The organism is Allobosea sp. UC22_33, assembly GCF_042700715.1.
Lineage (GTDB): Bacteria > Pseudomonadota > Alphaproteobacteria > Rhizobiales > Beijerinckiaceae > Allobosea.
The window spans coordinates 3,890,880-3,909,065 of record NZ_CP170556.1 but is presented as its reverse complement, the minus strand read 5'-3'; the positions used below and the strand labels follow the sequence as shown (position 1 = coordinate 3,909,065).

Genomic DNA, 18,186 nt, shown 5'->3' with positions numbered 1-18,186 from the left:
GCCTCAGAAGCCAAAGGGCGAGCGGCGGGCGCGCGCCGGACGCGTCGCATCCGGGCCACCGCTGCTGCGCGTCGTGACGACGCGCTCGCCCGCCTTCAGGCCGGAGGTGATCTCGACGACGATCTTGTTGTCGAGCCCGGTCGTGACCTTGCGCTGCTCCGGCTTGCCGTCGGGGCCGAGCACATCGACGAAGGCGTTGGGTCCGCGGCGGCGGACGGCGGTCGAGGGCACCGTCAGGACGTGCTCGGCCCGCCCGACGATGACGGTGACCTGCGCTGTCATGGACGTCAGCAGCCGCCCTTCCGGGTTCGGCACCTCGAACAGGGCGTTGTAGTAGACCGCGCTGGTGCTGGCGGCGGAGGATGAGCTGCTCGCGCTCGAGGAGGATGTCGTGTTCTGCGTCTTCAGGGTGTCGGGCGCCGGCTCGACATAGGAGATCTTGCCGGGGAAGCGCCGCTCCGGCGCGCCAAGCACGCTGAAATAGACCTCCTGCCCGGCCTTGACGCGGAGCACGTCGGCTTCCGAGATCTTTGCCTTGACCGTCATGGTCGAGACGTCGCCGAGCACCACGACCGTCGGCGCCGACTGGACCGCATTCACCGTCTGGCCTTCCTGCGCGACGATGGCGAGCACGGTGCCGGGGCTCGGCGCGGTGATGCGGGTATAGCCGAGCTTGGCACGGGCATCCTCGACCTTGACCTGGCTCGACTGGATCTGCGCATCGAGCGACTCGATCTGCGCGCGGGTCACGCTCACCGTCATCTCGGCATTCTCGAAGGCATCGCGCGAGACGGCGTTCTGGCCGATCATCTGCTTCTGCCGGGCGAGCACGGCCTGGGCATAGGCGAGGCTGGCGCTCCGCTCGGCGCGCTGGGCTTTGAGCGCCGCGAGATCGGCCTCGGCCGAGCGCAGCGCGTTCTGCTGGGTGATGCCGTCGATCTCGGCGATCAGGTCCCCTGTCGCGACATTGTCGCCGAGCTTGACCTTGAGCGAGACGATGCGGCCGGTCGCCTGCGCGCCGACGCTGACCTGCCGGACCGGCTCCAGCGCGCCGGAGGCGAGCACGGCTTCCTCGACATTACCCATCACCGCCTCGCTACTCGGCAGGCTGACGGTCTCGGCCGGCGAGGGCTGGCGGGCCTGCCAGACATAGTAGCCGCCGGCGGCCGCGAGGATGAGGGCAGGAAAAAGAAGGCGTCGCAGCCTCATGGTTGCGGCTCCTCGACGGGAATAATGCGCAGGCGCGGCCCGGTCTCTGTGTCGACGACGGCCGGGGCCGAGACCTCGACCGGCCTGAGCCAGCCGCCGCCCAGCGCCTTGTTGAGGGCGATGAAGCTCGTGGCGAGCGCGACCCGGCTCTGGATCAGCGATTCCTCGGATGCGTAGAGCGTGCGCTGGGCTTCGAGCACGTCGAGGAAGCTCGCCGTGCCCGCCGTGTAGAGCGCGCGGGAGAGCCGCGCGGCCTCGCCGGACGCACGGGCGGCTTCGGTCAGGCTGCCGAGCCTGAGCCGCTGCTGCCTGAGGCCGACGAGATTGTCCTCGACATCCTGCAGCGCCGTCAGCACCGCGAGCCGGAGCGCCGCATCCTGCTGGTCGCGCCGGGCGCGGGCGGCATCGACGGCTGCCGCCAGCTCGCCGCCGTTGAAGATCGGGACGCTGAGGCTCGGGCCGATCGACCAGCCGATGGCACTGTTTTTGGCGAGGTCTCCCAGCTTGAGGGCCGAGGTCGAGATGTTGCCGGTCAGCGAGACCGACGGATAGCGATTGGCCTCCGCCTGGCCGATCCGGGCTGTCGCCTGTGCGAGCACGCGTTCGGCCGAACGGACATCGGGGCGGCGGCGCAGGACATCGGCCGGGATGCCGGCGCGCGGCGGGGCGGGCGTGCCGGGCACCGCCGCAGCGCGACCGAAATAGCCGGCCATCGCGGCCGGCGGGCGGCCGGTCAGCACGGCGAGCCGGTGCTGGCTCTGGGCAAGCGAGGCTTCCAGCAAAGGGATCTGCGCTTCCGTGCTGGCGGCCTGGGCGGTGGCGCGGGCGGTGTCGATCGCGGAGATGTCGCCGGCCTGGAAGCGCGTGCGGGTCAGCGCCTCGGTCTCGCGCTGGGTCTTCGCGGTGCTGCGGGCGAGCACGATCCGCGCCTGCAGGCCGCGCGCCTCGACATAGGTCGAGGCGACATCGCCGATCAGCGTCAGCATGACCGTGTCGAGATCGTCGAAGGCGGCGTCCGTGCCATAGGTCGCCGCCTCGACGGCGCGGTCGCGCGCGCCGAACAGGTCGACCTCCCAGGACGCGTCGAACCCGGCGCGGAAGCTGTTGCGGGTCACCGTCGACGAGCGCGAGCGGCTGGCGGAGGCGCCGCCATCGACCTGCGGGAAGAGCGCACCGACCGCCTGCTCGCGAGCGGCACGGGCCTCGCGGATGCGGGCCTTGGCCTGCGCGACGTCAAGATTCCCGGCGATGGCCTGATCGATCAGCGCGTTCAGCGTGGGGTCGCGGAAGCCGCGCCACCATTCGCTGGGCCGCGGCGAGGTCTTGCCGCTCGCAGCCGCGTTCCAGCGCTGCGGCAGGTCGAGCGCGGGCGGCGCATAGTCCGGCCCGACGGCGCAGGCGCCGAGGCTCATCGCCAGCAGAGACAGGAGGGGGATGCGAATCATCGCGGCCAGAATGCCGGGAAAACCCGTGGCCGCCAGCTTTCCACCCTGTCCATGCGCGATATTTCGTCCCTATGGCATTCCTGCCAGCAGGATAACCGGTCAGCCCGTCCGGCGCATTGCGGCTAGATGACCATCCTGTGAGATAGCGTCTTCACCGTCATATAGTGCGCCAGACCCTCGGCGCCACCCTCGCGGCCGTAGCCGCTGTCCTTGACGCCGCCGAAGGGCACCTCGGCGACCGAAGCCTCCAGCGTGTTGATCGAGACATTGCCGGCCTCGATACCGTCGGCGAGCTGATCGGCGCGGGCCGCCGAATGCGTGAAGCCGTAGGCCGCGAGCCCGAAGGGCAGGGAATTGGCCTTCTCGATGGCTTCCTCGACCGTGCGCACCGGGTTGATGATCGCCATTGGGCCGAAAGGCTCCTCGCGCAGCGCGCGGGCATCGTCCGGCAGTTCGGTGAGCACGGTCGGCGGGAAGAAATAGCCGCGATTGCCCAGGCGCTCGCCGCCCGCCAGCACGCGCCCGCCACGGGCGCGGGCATCGGCGGTCAGCGCTTCCAGCGCCTCGATGCGGCGATGGTTGGCGACAGGGCCCATCTCGGTGCCGGCATCGAGGCCGTTGCCGACCGTCACGGCCTCAGCCTTCTCGACGAAAGCCCTGGTGAAGCGCTCGTAGATGTCCTGCTGGACGAAGAAGCGGGTCGGCGAGGTGCAGACCTGGCCGGCATTGCGGACCTTGCGCGTGGCGGAGAGATGAGCCGCGGCGATGGGATCGACATCGTCGCAGACGATGACCGGGGCATGGCCGCCGAGCTCCATCAGCACCGGCGTCATATGGCGGGCGGCGAGCTCCGAGAGATGCTTGCCGACGGCGGTCGAGCCGGTGAAGGCGACCAGGCGGGTCTGCGCCTGCGGGATCAGATAACTGGAGATTTTGGCGGGTACGCCGAAGACAAGGTTGAACACGCCGGGCGGGACGCCGGCATCATGCAGGGCCCGCGCGATATGGAGGGCGCCGGCCGGGGTCTCCTCGGCCGCCTTGATGATGATCGAGCAGCCGGCTGCGAGCGCGCCCGCGATCTTGCGGCAGGGCTGGCTCATCGGGAAATTCCAGGGCGAGAAGGCCGCGACCGTGCCGACCGGCTGGTGGATCACGACATAGCGGATGCCGGGCTCGCTCGGGATGACGCGGCCATAGGCGCGCTGGCCCTCGGCCGCATCCCATTCGAAGAACTCGCAGCCCCTGACGACTTCGAGACGGGCCTGGGCCAGCGGCTTGCCGTGCTCCAGCGTGATCGAACGGGCGATCTCCTCGACGCGTTCGCGCATCAGCGTGGCGGCCTTCAGCATGATCTCGGCGCGGGTGCGCGGGGCCATGCGGCTCCAGATCTTGAAGCCTTCGGCGGCGGCCGTCAGCGCATCGTCGAGGTCAGCCTGCGAGGCGAGGGGCACTGCGCCGATGACGCTCTCGTCGGCCGGATTGATGACCGGCTGCTCTTCCGCCGTCTTCCGCCAGGCGCCGCCGATATAGAGCTTGAGATCGGGATAGGTCGTCATGGAAGCCTCGGCTGGCGATGCGTTCAGCGGTCTCTGCGCGGCGTATCCGCCGGTGTCGATGGGGACCATAGGTGGCGGGTCATTCTGTGATCCAGTCGGCTAAATCAGATAAATTCAGACTGTTATGGTTATGAATGGTGCGCGCTGCCCCATTGTCATTCCGGACAAGCCGCATAGCGGCGCAGATCCGGAATCCACCCGAGGGCGCGGTGCCCAGTCGTGGATTCCGGGTCTTCGCTTCGCTGCGCCCGGAATGACAGGAAAAAGTCAGCGCACCAGCGTGCGCACGCGGTTCTCGATCAGCCTGACCAGCCCGAGCGCCGTCATCTCCGAGGATTTCGGGTTCGTGGCGAGCGGGCGGTTCTCGATGGCGATGTCGAGCTTGCCGAAGGCGCCGCGCGCGCTGAGCTGGTGACCGTTGCCGCCGGCAGCGGGGTCGGCGACGAGCTCGACGCGGGTGCGGTCGAGCCCGATGCCGGCGAGCGCGGTGATGACCGCGACATTGGCGTTCTGCGGGAAGCGCGAGGCGGCCTCCCGAGCCGTGCCGGAGAAGAAGGCCGTCGCCTCGGTAATCTCGTCGAGCGCGATCAGGCTCTCGGCCGAAGTCCCGCGCCATGCGGCAGGCGGCTTGACGATGCGGTGGATGACTTCGTCCAGCGGCAGCAGGGATGCGGCGGCGATGCCGTCGATGCCGGCGAGCGCGCCGGGCGGGATCAGGAGCTGGCTGCCGCTGCTCTCGGCGGCGGCGATCAAGCGAGCAAGCAGGGCGTCGTCGCAGAAGGCGCTGGTCGAGGCGACGGCGAAGGCCGGCGCATGATTGAGCGCGGCCTCCCCCCAGATGCCGACAGCCTCGCGCCCGGCCGCTTCGACGATGAGATCGAGGTCCAAGCCGGCGAGTTCGCCCGGTGTCGTGATCAGCTTGGCCCCGGCCGGGATGTCGCCTGCGGCGGCTGGGTTGCGGACCGCGACGGCGACGATGGCGATGCCGCCGTTGCTTCTCTCCGCCAGCAGCTCCGCGACGCGGCGGTTGATGGCGCCCCAACCGATCAGGGCGAGGCGGAGCGGTTTGCCTGAGCGCGTCATGAGCCTTCCGCCGTTCGCAAGGCGAGGTCGAGCAGCGCGCCGCCGTTCAGGCCTTCCAGCATGCTGAAATGGTGGCCGGGGCAGATCAGGGGCGCTGGTGCCTGCCATGTCGCGGCCAGCGCGGCCGATTGCGCCTTGAAGGCGTCGCTCTCGCCTTCGCCGACCGCGAAGGCGATCCGCGTCGCCTGCGGACGCGGCTGAACTATCGGGCTGAGCCGCGTGGCGTGGGCGGTATCGTCGAGGCCGAGCAGGCGGCCGAGCGGCAGATGGCCGAGCGGATCGAGACGAGAGAGGCCGGAGAGAAGCAGAGCCGAGGCGATCGGCGGGGCATCCGGCGCGCAGAGCGTCATCGCGGCGAGATGTCCACCGGCGGAATGACCGGAGATGTGCAGGCGCGTCGGGTCGAGGCCGAGCGCATCGGCTTCGCGGACGAGGAAATTCAGGGCGGCGACGCTCTGGGCGATGCTGCCTTCCAGCGGCATATCAGGCGCCAGCCCGTAGTTCGGCATGGCCACCGCATAGCCGGCATCGAGCAGCCCTTGCGAAAACTGCGCGTGCTGGACCTTGTCCGAGGCCTGCCAGTAGCCGCCATGGATGAAGACGAAAATCGGCGCGCGTTTTTCGCCTGCCGGGCGGTAGAGGTCGAGCGTCTCGAAGCGGCCGGGGCCATAGGCGAGATCGGCGGCGCCATGGCGGGCGCGGAAGACCTCGCCATCGCCGCTCCATTGCCGGAACAGCGCCTTCATGTCGGCTTGCAGGCGCGGGCTGTACTGCCGGCCGAGCTCGCGCAAGCTGTAGCCGTCGACCAGCTTATCGGGCAGTGGCTGCGCTGCCGCATGACGGGCGCGGATGGTCAGGCCGGCTTCGCTCGTCGGCATAAGACGAATCGGCGGGCGGAAGCCGGCGAAGGTCTCGCGATAGGCCAGTTCGACGCTATGGCGGGTGAGGTGAAAGGCCTCTGGTCGATCGGTTTCCCAGATCATCTCATGCAGGTGATGCGGGCCGCAGCCGGCGGCAATGAGCCCGGCGAGGATGTCACCCAGCGCATCGCGCAGGGCCTCGACCGGATCGCTCTCGGCGCTATGCGCGATGATCTCGATGAGGTCCGTTTCAGACGCCGACATAGCGATGCACCAGTTCCGCGTTCGCCGCGAGGTCGCTGCTGGAGCCCGACCAGACCGTGCGGCCCTTCTCGATGATGTAGTGCCGGTCGGCGATGCGCTTGAGCACATTGATGTTCTTGTCGATCAGCAGGATCGACTGGCCTTGCGCCTTCAGCGCCTCGATGCAGCCCCAGATCTCGGCACGAATGACGGGTGCCAATCCCTCGGTCGCCTCGTCGAGGATCAGGAGCTTCGGATTGGTCATCAGTGCGCGGCCGACCGCGAGCATCTGCTGCTCGCCGCCCGACAAGGTGCGGGCCGATTGGCCGGCGCGCTCCTGCAGGCGCGGGAACAGGGCGTAGACCCGTTCCAGCGTCCAGGGCGAGGAGCGCTTCAGCCGGTTCGAGGCGGTGGCGACGAGGTTTTCGCGGACCGAGAGCGTCGGAAAGACCTGCCGGCCTTCGGGCACGAGGCCGATGCCGCAGTGCGCGATCTTCTCCGGCGCGATGCCGCGCACGTCCCGGCTCTCGAAGCGGATATCGCCACCCTTGGGCGCCAGCAGCCCCATGATCGAGCGCACGGTCGTGGTCTTGCCCATGCCGTTGCGGCCCAGCAACGTCACGACCTCCCCCTCGGCGATGTCGAGCGCGACATCGAACAGGACCTGGCTTCGGCCATAGGCGGATTGCAGGTTGCGCACGCTCAGCATCAGGCGTCTCCGTCGCCGAGATAGGCGGTGCGCACCTCAGGATTGTCGCGGATCTCATCGGCCGTGCCGGTGGCGATCACGCGGCCATAGACCAGCACGGAGATGCGGTCGGCCAAGGCGAAGACCGCGTCCATGTCGTGCTCGACCAGCAGCATGGTGACGCGGCCCTTCAGGCCTGAGAGCATCGCGACCATCTGCTCGCTCTCGGCATGGCCAAGCCCCGCCATCGGTTCGTCGAGCAGGAGCAGGCGCGGCTCGCAGGCGAGCGCGATTGCGAATTCGAGCTGCTTCTGCTCGCCATGGGAGAGGTCGGCGACCTTGACCTCGGCGCGGTGGCTCAGGCCCGCGGTGGCGAGATGCTGGCGGGCGCGGCTGCGAAGGCTCTCGTCGCGACGGGCATTGCCGAAGAAGCGGAAGCTGTGGCCGTCATGGGCCTGCACGGCGAGCGCGACATTGTCGAGCATCGTGAAGTCCGGCAGGAGCTGGTTGATCTGGAAGGTGCGGGCGACACCGCGCTTCACGCGCTGCGGCGTCGACAGGGCGCCGATCTCCTCGCCCGACAGCGTGATCGCGCCCTCGTCATGGGTCAGCTCGCCGAAGAGCTGGGTCAGCAGTGTGGTCTTGCCGGCGCCATTGGGGCCGATCAGCGCGTGGATCTCGCCATCGCGCACGTCGAGATCGACGCCGTCCGTGGCAATGAGGCCGCCGAAGCGCTTGCGCAGGCCGCGCACGGAAAGGAGCGTCGCGGTCATGGCGCGCTCCTGCCGAGGCCGAGGCGATTGAGCAGGCCGTTCAATCCGCCCTGCGTGAAGAGCACGACGAACAGCAGGATCGGCCCGAGAACGAGCTGCCAATGCTCGGTCCAGCCGGTCAGCACGGTCTCGAGGATGACGAGGGCGGCGGCGCCGAGCAGCGGGCCCAGCAAGGTGCCGACGCCGCCGAGGATGACCATGATCATCAGCTCGCCGGACTTGGTCCAGTGCAGCATGTCGGGGCTGACGAAGCGCAGGTAGTTCGCCATCAGCGCGCCGGCGAGCCCTGCGCCCATGCCGGAGATGACGAAGGCGGCGAGCTTGTAGCGATAGGGCGCGATGCCGATCGCCGCCATGCGCCGCTCGTTCTGGCGGATGCCGGCCAGCACCATGCCGAAGCGCGAGCCGACGATGCGCCAGAGCGCGAGGAAGACCAGCGCGGCGATGACGAGACAGATGAAATAGAAGGTGACGTCGTCGCGGGTGTTGAGGTCGAACAGCGCGTTGCGGCGGCGGATCGTCATGCCGTCATCGCCGCCATAGGCCTTGAGCGAGACGAAGAGGAAGAACAGCATCTGCGCGAAGGCGAGGGTGATCATGATGAACTGCACGCCGGCTGTGCGCAGCGAGAGCGCGCCGATGATGCAGGCGAAGAGGCCGGCGGCGAGGATCGCGGCCGGCAGCGTGATCAGGAGCTGGTCCGTGCCGGGGATGAAGCCGAGGAACAGGGCGTTGTCGGCGAAGGTCCGGTAGAGGATGCCGACGGCATAGCCGCCGATGCCGAAGAAGGCGGCGTGACCGAAGCTCACCATCCCGCCGAAGCCGAGCGCGAGATTCAGGCTGGCGGCGGCGATGGCGTAGATCAGGACGCGTGTCGCCAGCGGCACCAGCGCCGGCTGGCCGATCGCCTGGACGATGAAGGGCAAGGCGATCAGCGCGGCGGCGAGTGCCAGCAGCGCGACGATGCGACCCAAAGCAGGTGCGGCGGTGTCGGTGCGGGTGAGGGCGTTCTCAGACATGGGCGGGGAACAGTCCCTTGGGCCGCACCAGCAGCACGATCGCCATCAGCAGGTAGATGCCCATCGAGGCAAGGCCGGCCCCGAGCGCATCGGCCTCCGACCCCGTCATGACATGGCGCAGCAGGCCGGGCGCGAAGGCGCGCAGGGACGTGTCGACGAGGCCGACGAGCAGCGCGCCGAAAAAGGCGCCGCGGATCGAGCCGACGCCGCCGATCACCACCACGACGAAGGTCATGATTAGGATCTGCTCGCCCATGCCGACCTGCACGGCCAGGATCGGCCCGGCCATCAAGCCGGCGAGGCCGGCGAGTAGGGCGCCGAGACCGAAGACGGCGGTGTAGAGCAGGCGGATATCGACACCGAGCGCGCGGACCATCTCGCGATGGGTGGCGCCGGCCCGGACCAGCATGCCGACGCGGGTGCGGTTGATCAGCAGGTAGAGCCCGAGCGCGACGAGGAGGCCGACCCCAATGATTGCGAGGCGATAGACCGGGTAGGTCAGGCCCGGCAGGAGCTGCACGGAGCCGTTCAGCGCGGGAGGCACCGAGACGAAGAGCGGCTGGCGGCCGAAGAGCAGCGTCACGCTCTGGTTGAAGATCAGGATCAGCGCGAAGGTCGCCAGCACCTGGTCGAGATGGTCCCGCGCATAGAGCCTTCGCAGCACGACGAGCTCCATAACCATGCCGATGAAGGCAGCAGCGGCGAGGCCCGCCAGAACGGCGACAAGGAAGGAGCCGGTCTGCGCCGCGGCGAAGGCGGCGGCATAGGCGCCGACCATGTAGAGCGAGCCATGGGCGAGGTTGATCACGCCCATGATGCCGAAGATCAGCGTCAGCCCGGCCGCGAGCAGGAACAGCATCACGCCGAACTGCAGGCCGTTGAGCAATTGTTCGAGAACGAGCGTCATTGTTGCCGGGGTTGGAACGCGCTGGATTTGGATCGAACCGACGCTGTCATTCCGGGGCTTCGCGTCAGCGAAGATCCCGGAATCCAGAACCGATGCGTCTCATCGTCAAGCGGAACGGTACAGCGCCACCGCTTCGGCGGCATCGGTTCTGGGTTCCGGGCTCAGGCCTTTGGCCTGCCCCGGAATGACGGCGTGGTTCCTCAGAGCTTGCAGTCCTTGGCGTAGACGTCGCCGTGGTTGCTCAGCACCTTGCCGGTGGTCTTGAGCACCGGGGTGCCGTCGGCGCCCTTCTCGACCTTGAGCGCGTACCAATCCTGCACCGGGTGCTGGTTCGGGCCGAACTTGAAGGCGCCGCGGACCGACTGGAAATCGGCCTTGGCCAGCGCCGTGCGCAGCGCGGGGACGTCGGTCTTGCCACTGGTCGCCTTCAAGGCGGAGGCGATGGCGAGCGCAGCGTCGTAGCCCTGGCTGGCATAATAGGTCGGGGCGCGGTTATAGGCCTTGTTCCAGGCCTCCATGAATTTCTTGTTGGCCGCGTTGTCGAAGTCGGAATTCCAGTGCGCGGTGACGCTGAGGCCGAGCGAGGATTCGCCGACCGCCTTCAGCGTGGTCGAGTCGAGCGAGGGCTCGGCCAGCACCATCGGGATCGTTCCGAGCAGGCCGGCCTGCTGGTACTGGCGCAGGAAGGCGATGCCGAGGCCGCCGGGATGGAACTGGAAGACGACGTCGGGATTGGCGGCGCGGATCTGCGCCATTTCCGGGGCGAAGTCGGTCTGGTCGAGGCGGGTATAGACCTCGCCGGCGATCTCGCCCTTGAACATCCGTTTGAAGCCGGTCAGCGCGTCCTTGCCCGCCTGGTAGTTCGGGGCGAGGATGAAGGCCTTCTTGTAGCCGAGATTGGTGGCGTATTGCCCGGCGCTCTCGTGCAGGCTGTCGTTCTGCCAGGAGACGACGAAATAGTTGGCGTTGCACTCCTTGCCGGCGAAATTCGAGGGCGCGGCATTGGGGCTGACATAGAGCGCGCTGGAATCGACGATATCGGGCACGGTCGCGCCGGCGACGTTCGAGAAGACGATGCCGGTCATGATCTTGATGCCGTCGGTCTTCAGCATCTTCTCGGCGATCTGCTTGCCCTGGCCGGGCTTCAGCGCATCGTCCTCGACGACGAGCTCGACCGGCACGCCGCCGAGCTTGCCGCCCTCCAGGTCGATGGCGAGCTTGAACGCGTCGCGGATGTCCTGGCCGAGATAGCCGCCGGGACCCGACAAGGTGGTAATCATGCCGATCTTGACCGGCTGCTGGGCCAGCGCCGTGGAGGCCGCCAGCGTCGTCGAGATGCCGAAGAGCAATCCGCGCAGTTTCATCATGGACTCCAGTCGTTCCGTTCTTGCCTCTGAGATGGTCGAACGCGGCGTTTCTGCGCCGCCGCGCTTAGGCGTAATTCGGTGCACCATCACCGCGCCCCGGCCGGGGCGCAAGGCGCTGCTGTCCGTTATCCAAGCACGGACTCCGCGGGGAAGGGGAGCCCGCCTTTCGGTGCGGCAGCCTTAGAGGGCGACCCAGCCGGCAGGAGGCTTGCGGCCGGGATGGAGCGCGCCGCAATGCTTGCAGGTGCGGGCCTTCTCGTCCGAGAAGAAGGCTTCGTAGAGCGGCGGCAGGTCCTTCACGAGGTCCTTCACCTTGAGCTCGATGCGATGCACGAGGCCTTGACACTCGAAGCAGTACCATTCGAAGCCGTCGACCTGGTCGCCATGGCGGGCCGGCTCGACCACGAGCCCGATAGAGCCTTCCTGCGGGCGCTGCGGGGAGTGGCGCACATGCGGCGGCAGCAGGAAGACGTCGCCCTCGCGGATCGTCACGTCGTAATGCTTCCCGTTATCGACCAGCTTCAGCATCATGTCGCCCTTGAGCTGGTAGAAGAACTCCTCCACCGGATCGTCATGATAGTCGGCGCGCTGGTTCGGGCCGCCGACGACCATCACGGTCATCTGGCCGTCGTCGAACACCTTCTTGTTGCCGACCGGCGGCTTCAATAGGTGCTCGTGCTCCTCGATCCATTTCTTGAAGTTGAAGGCCTTGAGCCGTCCTTCGGTCGCCATGGTTCCCACTCCCGTCCTCGTTCGTGATGTCGTTCAGCCGGCCTTGGCGAGTGGCGCCTGGCCCAGGCCGCAGGCTTCGAAGGCGGCGCGCGTCGCGGCCTTCTCGGCCTCGGTCAGCTCCAGCATCGGCGGACGGACATGGCCTCCGACCTGCCCGAGCAGCTCCTGCCAGTATTTCTGGTGCGCATGCGGCTTCTCGGCCGGGCGCGTGCCGCGCAGGGCCTCGCGCACCGGGTCCAGGCTGTCGCGGATGGCGCGCGCCTTGTCGGCCTCGCCGCGGAAGGCGAGGTCGGTGTAGTCGCGCATGCGCCGGTCGTTCGCCGTCTGGATCAGGTAGGGCGGCGAGGAGCAGAGATAGAGCTGCCAGCCGAGCTCGAGGATGTTGTCGAGCCATTCCTCCTCGGACGCCGTGCTGACCAGGATGCGGTCGCCGGCCAGCCGCGTCAGTTCGGCATACATCGGCCGGGGCACGCTGTACTTGATCGCGACGATGTTCTCGATATCGGCGAGCCGGTTGCAGAGCTGCGGGCTCATCAGGTAGCCGGAATCCGGGTGGCTCCAGAGCGCGATGCCGATATCGACCTTCTCGGCGATGGTCCGGTAATACTCGTAGAGCGTCTCGTCCTGCGCCTTGAAGAAATGCAGGATCGGGGCATGCACGACGATGTAGTCGGCGCCGACCCTCTCGGCGTGCTTAGCGAGATCGATGACGACGTCCATGTTCTGGTCCGAGCAGGACATGATGGTCTGGCCGCGCCCGGCCGAAGCCTCGACCGCCAGCTCGAAATTGCGCTTGCGCTCCTCCAGCGACATCGAGAAGAACTCGCCCTGCTTGCCGGCGATGAACAGCCCGTCGATCCCGAGATCATCGAGCCAGTGGCGGATATTCCGGCGGAAGCCGTCCTCGTCGATCGCGAGCTTGTCGGTGAAGGGCGTGAGCGCGGCCGCCCAGATGCCCTTCATATGGGCGCGGGCATAGGCCTTGGCGTCCTTCTTGGCGTATTTCATCAGGCCGGCTCCCGCATTCCGGAGCGGCTCGGGCGGATGGCCTCGGGTCGCGCGATCCTTCCGCGCCATCATCCGAAATGCCTTGCCCGACAGCCTCTCCCAGGCAGCCCCGCATAAATGCCGGGCGATGAGGGATGATGGCATGAGAGCCGGGGTATACGGCAACTCGTAACATTCGTATGAATTCGGAAGCTATCCTTATAAATCGAGGCGTCCGATGGCGATCACATTGCGCCAGATCCAGGCATTCCTGGCGGTGACCGAGCAGGGCACCTTCACCAAGGCGGCCGAGCGCCTGAACATGGCGCAGCCGGCGCTGTCCCAGCTCGTGCGCGATCTGGAGCGCGAACTCGGCATCCGCGTGCTCGACCGCACGACCCGGCGTGTCGAGCTGACCGAGGGCGGACGCGAGTTCCACGGCGCGGCGCTGAAAATCGTGCAGGACCTCGACACGGCCGTGCTGAACGCTAACGGCCTGGCCGAGCGCCGGCGGGGGCGCATCGTGGTCGCGGTGCCGCCACTGCTCGCGGCGGTGATCATGCCGCCGACGATCGTGGCGCTGCAGCAGAAATATCCGGGCTTGCAGGTCGCGATCATCGATGCGCGCAACGATCTCGTCGTCGAGGCGGTGCGCTTCGGCAAGGCCGATTGCGGCGTCGGGACCTTTCCGGCGCTCGACGACACCATCGAGCGCACGACGCTCGCCCGCGACAGCCTGATGCTGTTCTGCGGGCGGGGCAGCCGCTTCGCCGCGCAGGATTCGGTGACGTGGCGTGACCTTGCCGACGAGCCCCTCATCACGCTGACCCGCGACAGCGGCATCCGCCTGCTCGCCGAGGTCGGCTACGAGACGGCCGAGATCACGCTGAAGCCGGCCTATGAGGTGACGCAGATCACGACCGCGCTGGCGCTGGTCGAGGCCGGGCTCGGCATCGCCGTGCTGCCGACCTATGCGCGGGCGGTGGCGCCGAAATCGGTGCTGGTGCGCCCGCTGACCGAGCCGTCGATCGCGCGGGACATCGTGATGATTCGGCTCGGTGGCCGTGCGGCCTCGCCGGCGCTCTCGGCTTTCGAGGGGCTGCTGCGCCGCCTCGTGCGCCAGCTCGCGCCAAGCGAGGCGGATTGAGAAAGGGCCGGAAAAGCAAAAAAGGCCGCCCGGTGAGGCGGCCTTTCGACCCTGTATTGCAAGGGCATCAAATGGTGGGCGCGACAGGGATCGAACCTGTGACCCCTACGATGTCAACGTAGTGCTCTCCCGCTGAGCTACGCGCCCGTCGCCGCCGTGAGGTGGCTTCCGGAAGCGTGTCCGGGCCGTGTGGGCCGCGTTCACGCTGCGAGTGAGGGGGCTATAGCGACTCGCTTTGCGGGTGGCAAGGCGTTTGCCGCATAAATTCTCAACGCGCTGTTGGCATCTGCATTTGCGCGATTGCCGAACGGCCGCTCAGGCCGCCAGCAGCTTCTCGACCTCGTTGACGAGCTCGCGCAGGTGGAAGGGCTTGGACAGCACCTTCGCATCCTTCGGCGTCTGCGAATCGGGGTTCAGCGCCACGGCGGCAAAGCCCGTGATGAACATCACCTTGATGTCCGGATCGAGCTCCGTGGCGCGGCGCGCCAGCTCGATGCCGTCCATCTCCGGCATGACGATATCCGTCAGCAGGAGCTCGAACGGCTCCTCGCGCAAGCGGTTATAGGCCGACAGGCCGTTATCGAAGGAAGCGACGTCGTAGCCCGCATTCTGCAGGGCCTTGACCAGGAAGCGACGCATATCGTTGTCGTCTTCGGCGAGCAGTATCTTCGTCATGGGCCTGATCTGTTCGTCCCTGAGGCCTGTGTTTCGATAACGTCTGGCGCCCCGGCCAAGGCCGGGCCTGGAACGGTTGGGTACTCACCCGGCCGCACAGTTGGAACCATGTCCTTTCATAAGGCAACATCATGGTAAACAAGGCGTGAATCCAGTGTTGAATTTTCGAGGTTTTGCGACATCGCTTCAACCGCTTCGGTTTGTGTGCTTCAGTCACGCGCGATGAGCCTCTCCTCAGCCCCTTTCCCGCCCGCGCCGGACGACGTCGTCGCCGAGATCGAGCGGCCGTTCAGCCTGTACCAGCCGGCGCTTCAGGTCGTGCCGGTGGTGGTCGACGTGCCGCATGCCGGCCGCTGCTATCCGCCTGGCTTCGTCGAGGCGGCGCGCCTGCCGCTGCGCAGCCTCCGGCGCTCCGAGGATGCCTATGTCGACCGGCTGTTCGCGCAGAGCGTCTCGCTCGGCGCGCCGCTGCTCGTGGCCGAGTTCCCGCGCGCCTATCTCGACGTCAACCGCGAGCCCTACGAGCTCGACCCGCGCATGTTCGAGGGGCGGGTGCCGCCCTTCGCCAACACGCGCTCGATGCGGGTGGCCGGCGGGCTCGGCACGATCCCGCGCATTGTCGGCGACGCGCAGGAGATCTATTTCGGGCGGATCCCGATCCAGGAGGGGCTCGCCCGGATCGAGGAGCTGTACCGGCCCTACCATGCCGGCCTGCGCAGCCTCGTCCAGCGCACGCAAGGGGTGTTCGGCACCTGCATCCTCGTCGATGCGCATTCGATGCCCTCGGCCGGGCTCGATCGCGACGGGCTGGCGAAGTCCGACATCATCCTGGGCGACCGCTTCGGCACCAGCGCTGCGGGCTACATCATCGACATCGCCGAACAGGCCTTCACGCGGCTGGGCTTCAGCGTCACCCGCAACCGGCCCTATGCCGGCGGCTTCATCACCGAGCATTACGGCGCGCCGGCTGCCGGCGTGCATGCCTTGCAGATCGAGGTGAACCGCGCGCTCTACATGAACGAGGCGACGCTGGAGCCGCATGCCGGTTTCGATGCGGTCGAGCAGGCGATCGCCGGTGTCATGGCGGATTGCTTCGCGCGCTGGAGCGGCTGGCTCGACGAATGGCGCGAGGCGGCCGAGTAGCGATTGCCGGCGAAGTGGGGGATTTACAAGAAAAAGGGCCGCACACTTGCGTGGCGGCCCAAGTCTAGGGAGGAAACGCCCAAGGAGGGCAATGAAGGTTTGAGGTCATCTCCCCTTCGCAGTGCACAATATGAGAGTGCGCTGCAAAACGCAACTGAAATCAGCGAAATCAAAGGTGCTATGCGATTGGCGCATAATGCCGCAACGAAATGCCGGGGTTTTTCGGTTATTCCGCATCCGAGCCTCGGTTCGAGCGATCGATCCGCGGAGTCGATGCTGCAAAGCAGCAAACTGGAGTGCCTGTTCATGAGCGCAGTCGATTTCGGCGCCTTCGTCGCGGAGCTGGCGACGCAGTCCGGCCGGGCGATCCTGCCCTTCTTCCGGGCGCTGCATGCGACGGAGGACAAGTCGCGCGGCGGGGTGTTCGATCCCGTGACCGAGGGGGACCGCGCCGGCGAATCGGTGATGCGCCACATGATCAAGCGGCAGTTCCCGGCCCATGGCGTGCTCGGCGAGGAATTCGGCAGCGAGAACACCGATGCGGAATATGTCTGGGTGCTCGATCCGATCGACGGCACGCGGGCCTTCATCTCGGGCATCCCGGTCTGGGGCACGCTGATCGGCCTGACGCGCAACGGCGTGCCGGTCTATGGCATGATGCACCAGCCCTTTTCGGGCGAGCGTTTTTCCGGCGACGGGCGCGAGTTCGCGCTACGAGGGGCCGGGCGGCCCGAAGAAGCTGCGGACCCGCCAGACCACGGATCTCGCCACCGCGACGCTGATGACGACGACGCCCGCCCTGTTCAAGGGCGATGAGGCCGAGGCCTTCGCCCGCGTCGAAAGCGAAGTCCGGCTCTCCCGCTATGGCTGCGACTGCTATGCCTATTGCATGCTCGCGGCCGGCCATGTCGATCTCGTGATCGAGAGCGGGCTCAAGCCCTACGACATCGTCGCGCTGATCCCGATCATCGAGGGCGCGGGCGGTATCGTCACCTCATGGGACGGCGGCAGCGCTGCCGGGGGCGGGCGCATCCTCGCGGCCGGCAGCAAGGCGCTGCATGAGGCCGCCATGGCCAGGCTCGCTGCTTAAGCCGGGCAGGGCCTGGTCCTCGCCGGGGATGAAGGCGTCGAAGGCGGCCCAGAACTGGGCGCGGATGTCGTCGTTCTCCATCAGGATCTCGTGGCGCGATGTCGGCAGGACCAGCGCCGACCCGGTCTTGAGCCGCGCCGCGAAGCGCTCGATCGCCGGCGTCGAGACGACCGGATCGCGGCCGGCGGCGATGATCAGGGTCGGTACCTTCACCTCCAGCGGGGCTGACGGCGTTGCGAGGCGCGCCATCAGGCGGAAGGCGGTCCTGACCCAGGCGATGGTGGGGTCGCCGATGCTGAGCTCGCGCGCCGCGGCCGAGAGCGCGGCGTTGCGGGCATAGCGGACGGGGTCGCTGGTCAGGCGGTTGCCCTCGAAGGGCTTCGTCGCGATCGCGGTATCGCCGCCGCCCGGCACGAAGGCGCGGCCGAGGCCGAGCCAGTAGAGCAGGCTCGCCAGGATCTTCGCCCGGCCGGGATGCGCGATCATCGCGATGCCGAGCATCGGCGCGAGTGCGACCATGCGCGCGACCGGCAAGGCGTTCGAGCGGGAGGCATCGAGGCAGAGCGCGGCGCCCATCGAATGGGAGAGGACGAAATAGGGCGGGGGCAGCTTCGCCTGCATCTCGGCCATCGCCAGCGCGAGATCGGCCTCGTAGTGGCGTAGGCGCCCGACATGGCCCTTGCGCGTGCGCCTGACGAAACGCTGCGAGCCGCCCTGGCCGCGCCAGTCGAAGGCCAGCACATGGAAGCCGCGGCGGCGCAGCTCCGCGACGGTCTCGCTGTAGCGCTCGATGAACTCGGCCCGGCCCTGTACCACGACGACCGTGCCGCGCACCGGCTTCACCGTCGGGCGCCAGCTGGCGAAGCGCAAGGCAGCGCCGTCGCGCGTCGTCGCGAGCCAGGTCTTGCCGTGCCCGGGGACGGGATAATCCGGATCGGCGAAAAAGGCGGCCTCGGCCATCAGGTGCTCCGCATCGCCACCGCGCCCTCGGATCGCGGCTGCAACAAGCTCGATATCCTGCACCGGATATCCTGCGAAAACATGTCGGTGCGCCAACAAAGAAATGCGAGGGCGGATTTCGCGTCCTCAGGGTCTGGAGCGAGAGGCCATCGAGCCCTCATCCTGAGGAGCCGCGAAGCGGCGTCTCGAAGGATGTTCCAGATGGTTCCGGAGCCTCCTGAATCATCCTTCGAGACGCGCCTGCGGCACTCCCCAGGACGAGGGCTCGGATTTCAATCGGGCTTGCGAGAACGGCTCTTGAA

At 67.7% G+C, this 18,186-nt stretch carries 16 protein-coding genes, 1 tRNA gene and 1 pseudogene; 3 read left to right on the top strand and 15 right to left on the bottom strand.

Annotation, left to right across the window (positions count from 1 at the left end; all coding sequences use genetic code 11):
• Positions 1 to 3: 3 nt before the first annotated feature.
• The 12 genes from ACFJGT_RS19040 to ACFJGT_RS18985 all read right to left on the bottom strand — a co-directional run bounded on the left by ACFJGT_RS19040 (position 4) and on the right by ACFJGT_RS18985 (position 12,890).
• Entirely contained in the window at positions 4 to 1,209 is a 1,206-nt protein-coding gene (locus tag ACFJGT_RS19040; RefSeq protein ID WP_377840998.1) for an efflux RND transporter periplasmic adaptor subunit, read from the bottom strand.
• A complete protein-coding gene (locus tag ACFJGT_RS19035; RefSeq protein ID WP_377840995.1) occupies positions 1,206 to 2,654 on the bottom strand; it encodes an efflux transporter outer membrane subunit in 1,449 nt (482 codons plus the stop codon). The genes ACFJGT_RS19040 and ACFJGT_RS19035 overlap by 4 nt, the downstream gene beginning before the upstream one ends.
• 122 nt (positions 2,655 to 2,776) lie before the next feature.
• Positions 2,777 to 4,210, bottom strand: a complete 1,434-nt coding sequence (locus ACFJGT_RS19030) for an NAD-dependent succinate-semialdehyde dehydrogenase (RefSeq protein ID WP_377840991.1) — start codon at positions 4,208 to 4,210, stop codon at positions 2,777 to 2,779.
• A gap of 267 nt (positions 4,211 to 4,477) precedes the next feature.
• Positions 4,478 to 5,293 carry an aspartate dehydrogenase gene (locus ACFJGT_RS19025; protein ID WP_377840987.1) on the bottom strand — a complete coding sequence of 272 codons (816 nt, stop codon included), beginning with the start codon at positions 5,291 to 5,293 and terminating at the stop codon, positions 4,478 to 4,480.
• Positions 5,290 to 6,417 (bottom strand): alpha/beta hydrolase, encoded by a 1,128-nt coding sequence (locus ACFJGT_RS19020; RefSeq protein WP_377840985.1) that lies wholly within the window; start codon positions 6,415 to 6,417, stop codon positions 5,290 to 5,292. Before ACFJGT_RS19020 ends, ACFJGT_RS19025 begins: the two co-directional genes overlap by 4 nt.
• Entirely contained in the window at positions 6,404 to 7,105 is a 702-nt protein-coding gene (locus ACFJGT_RS19015) for an ABC transporter ATP-binding protein (protein ID WP_377840979.1), read from the bottom strand. The genes ACFJGT_RS19020 and ACFJGT_RS19015 overlap by 14 nt, the downstream gene beginning before the upstream one ends.
• A complete protein-coding gene (locus ACFJGT_RS19010) occupies positions 7,105 to 7,857 on the bottom strand; it encodes an ABC transporter ATP-binding protein (protein ID WP_377840974.1) in 753 nt (250 codons plus the stop codon). The genes ACFJGT_RS19015 and ACFJGT_RS19010 overlap by 1 nt, the downstream gene beginning before the upstream one ends.
• Positions 7,854 to 8,876 (bottom strand): branched-chain amino acid ABC transporter permease, encoded by a 1,023-nt coding sequence (locus ACFJGT_RS19005; protein WP_377840971.1) that lies wholly within the window; start codon positions 8,874 to 8,876, stop codon positions 7,854 to 7,856. The genes ACFJGT_RS19010 and ACFJGT_RS19005 overlap by 4 nt, the downstream gene beginning before the upstream one ends.
• On the bottom strand, positions 8,869 to 9,783 hold the full coding sequence (locus ACFJGT_RS19000) for a branched-chain amino acid ABC transporter permease (RefSeq protein WP_377840968.1): 915 nt from the start codon (positions 9,781 to 9,783) through the stop codon (positions 8,869 to 8,871). The genes ACFJGT_RS19005 and ACFJGT_RS19000 overlap by 8 nt, the downstream gene beginning before the upstream one ends.
• A gap of 200 nt (positions 9,784 to 9,983) precedes the next feature.
• On the bottom strand, positions 9,984 to 11,147 hold the full coding sequence (locus ACFJGT_RS18995) for an ABC transporter substrate-binding protein (RefSeq protein WP_377849017.1): 1,164 nt from the start codon (positions 11,145 to 11,147) through the stop codon (positions 9,984 to 9,986).
• Between the two features lie 183 nt (positions 11,148 to 11,330).
• Positions 11,331 to 11,882, bottom strand: coding sequence for a 3-hydroxyanthranilate 3,4-dioxygenase (locus ACFJGT_RS18990; protein WP_377840965.1), 552 nt, complete (start codon positions 11,880 to 11,882; stop codon positions 11,331 to 11,333).
• A gap of 33 nt (positions 11,883 to 11,915) precedes the next feature.
• Positions 11,916 to 12,890, bottom strand: coding sequence for a dihydrodipicolinate synthase family protein (locus ACFJGT_RS18985; RefSeq protein ID WP_377840961.1), 975 nt, complete (start codon positions 12,888 to 12,890; stop codon positions 11,916 to 11,918).
• Between the two features lie 217 nt (positions 12,891 to 13,107).
• Here ACFJGT_RS18985 and ACFJGT_RS18980 point away from each other — a divergent pair, with 217 nt between their 5' ends.
• Positions 13,108 to 14,016 carry a LysR family transcriptional regulator gene (locus tag ACFJGT_RS18980; RefSeq protein ID WP_377840958.1) on the top strand — a complete coding sequence of 303 codons (909 nt, stop codon included), beginning with the start codon at positions 13,108 to 13,110 and terminating at the stop codon, positions 14,014 to 14,016.
• A 72-nt stretch (positions 14,017 to 14,088) separates the two neighbouring features.
• Here ACFJGT_RS18980 and ACFJGT_RS18975 read toward each other — a convergent pair.
• Both ACFJGT_RS18975 and cpdR read right to left on the bottom strand, forming a co-directional pair.
• Positions 14,089 to 14,163, bottom strand: a tRNA-Val gene (locus ACFJGT_RS18975).
• Between the two features lie 168 nt (positions 14,164 to 14,331).
• Positions 14,332 to 14,691, bottom strand: coding sequence for a cell cycle two-component system response regulator CpdR (cpdR, locus tag ACFJGT_RS18970; RefSeq protein WP_038363805.1), 360 nt, complete (start codon positions 14,689 to 14,691; stop codon positions 14,332 to 14,334).
• A 222-nt stretch (positions 14,692 to 14,913) separates the two neighbouring features.
• Between cpdR and ACFJGT_RS18965 the strand changes: the two genes are divergently transcribed.
• Complete coding sequence (locus ACFJGT_RS18965) at positions 14,914 to 15,834, top strand: N-formylglutamate amidohydrolase (RefSeq protein ID WP_377840955.1); 921 nt, start codon at positions 14,914 to 14,916, stop codon at positions 15,832 to 15,834.
• A gap of 306 nt (positions 15,835 to 16,140) precedes the next feature.
• A pseudogene (hisN, locus tag ACFJGT_RS18960) lies at positions 16,141 to 16,924 on the top strand (histidinol-phosphatase).
• On the opposite strand, the gene ACFJGT_RS18955 reads toward hisN, so the two are convergent.
• The gene (locus ACFJGT_RS18955; protein WP_377840952.1) at positions 16,829 to 17,947 is read right to left on the bottom strand and encodes an alpha/beta hydrolase; all 1,119 of its coding nucleotides are present in this window, start codon (positions 17,945 to 17,947) and stop codon (positions 16,829 to 16,831) included. The pseudogene hisN and the gene ACFJGT_RS18955 overlap by 96 nt on opposite strands.
• Positions 17,948 to 18,186 lie beyond the last annotated feature (239 nt).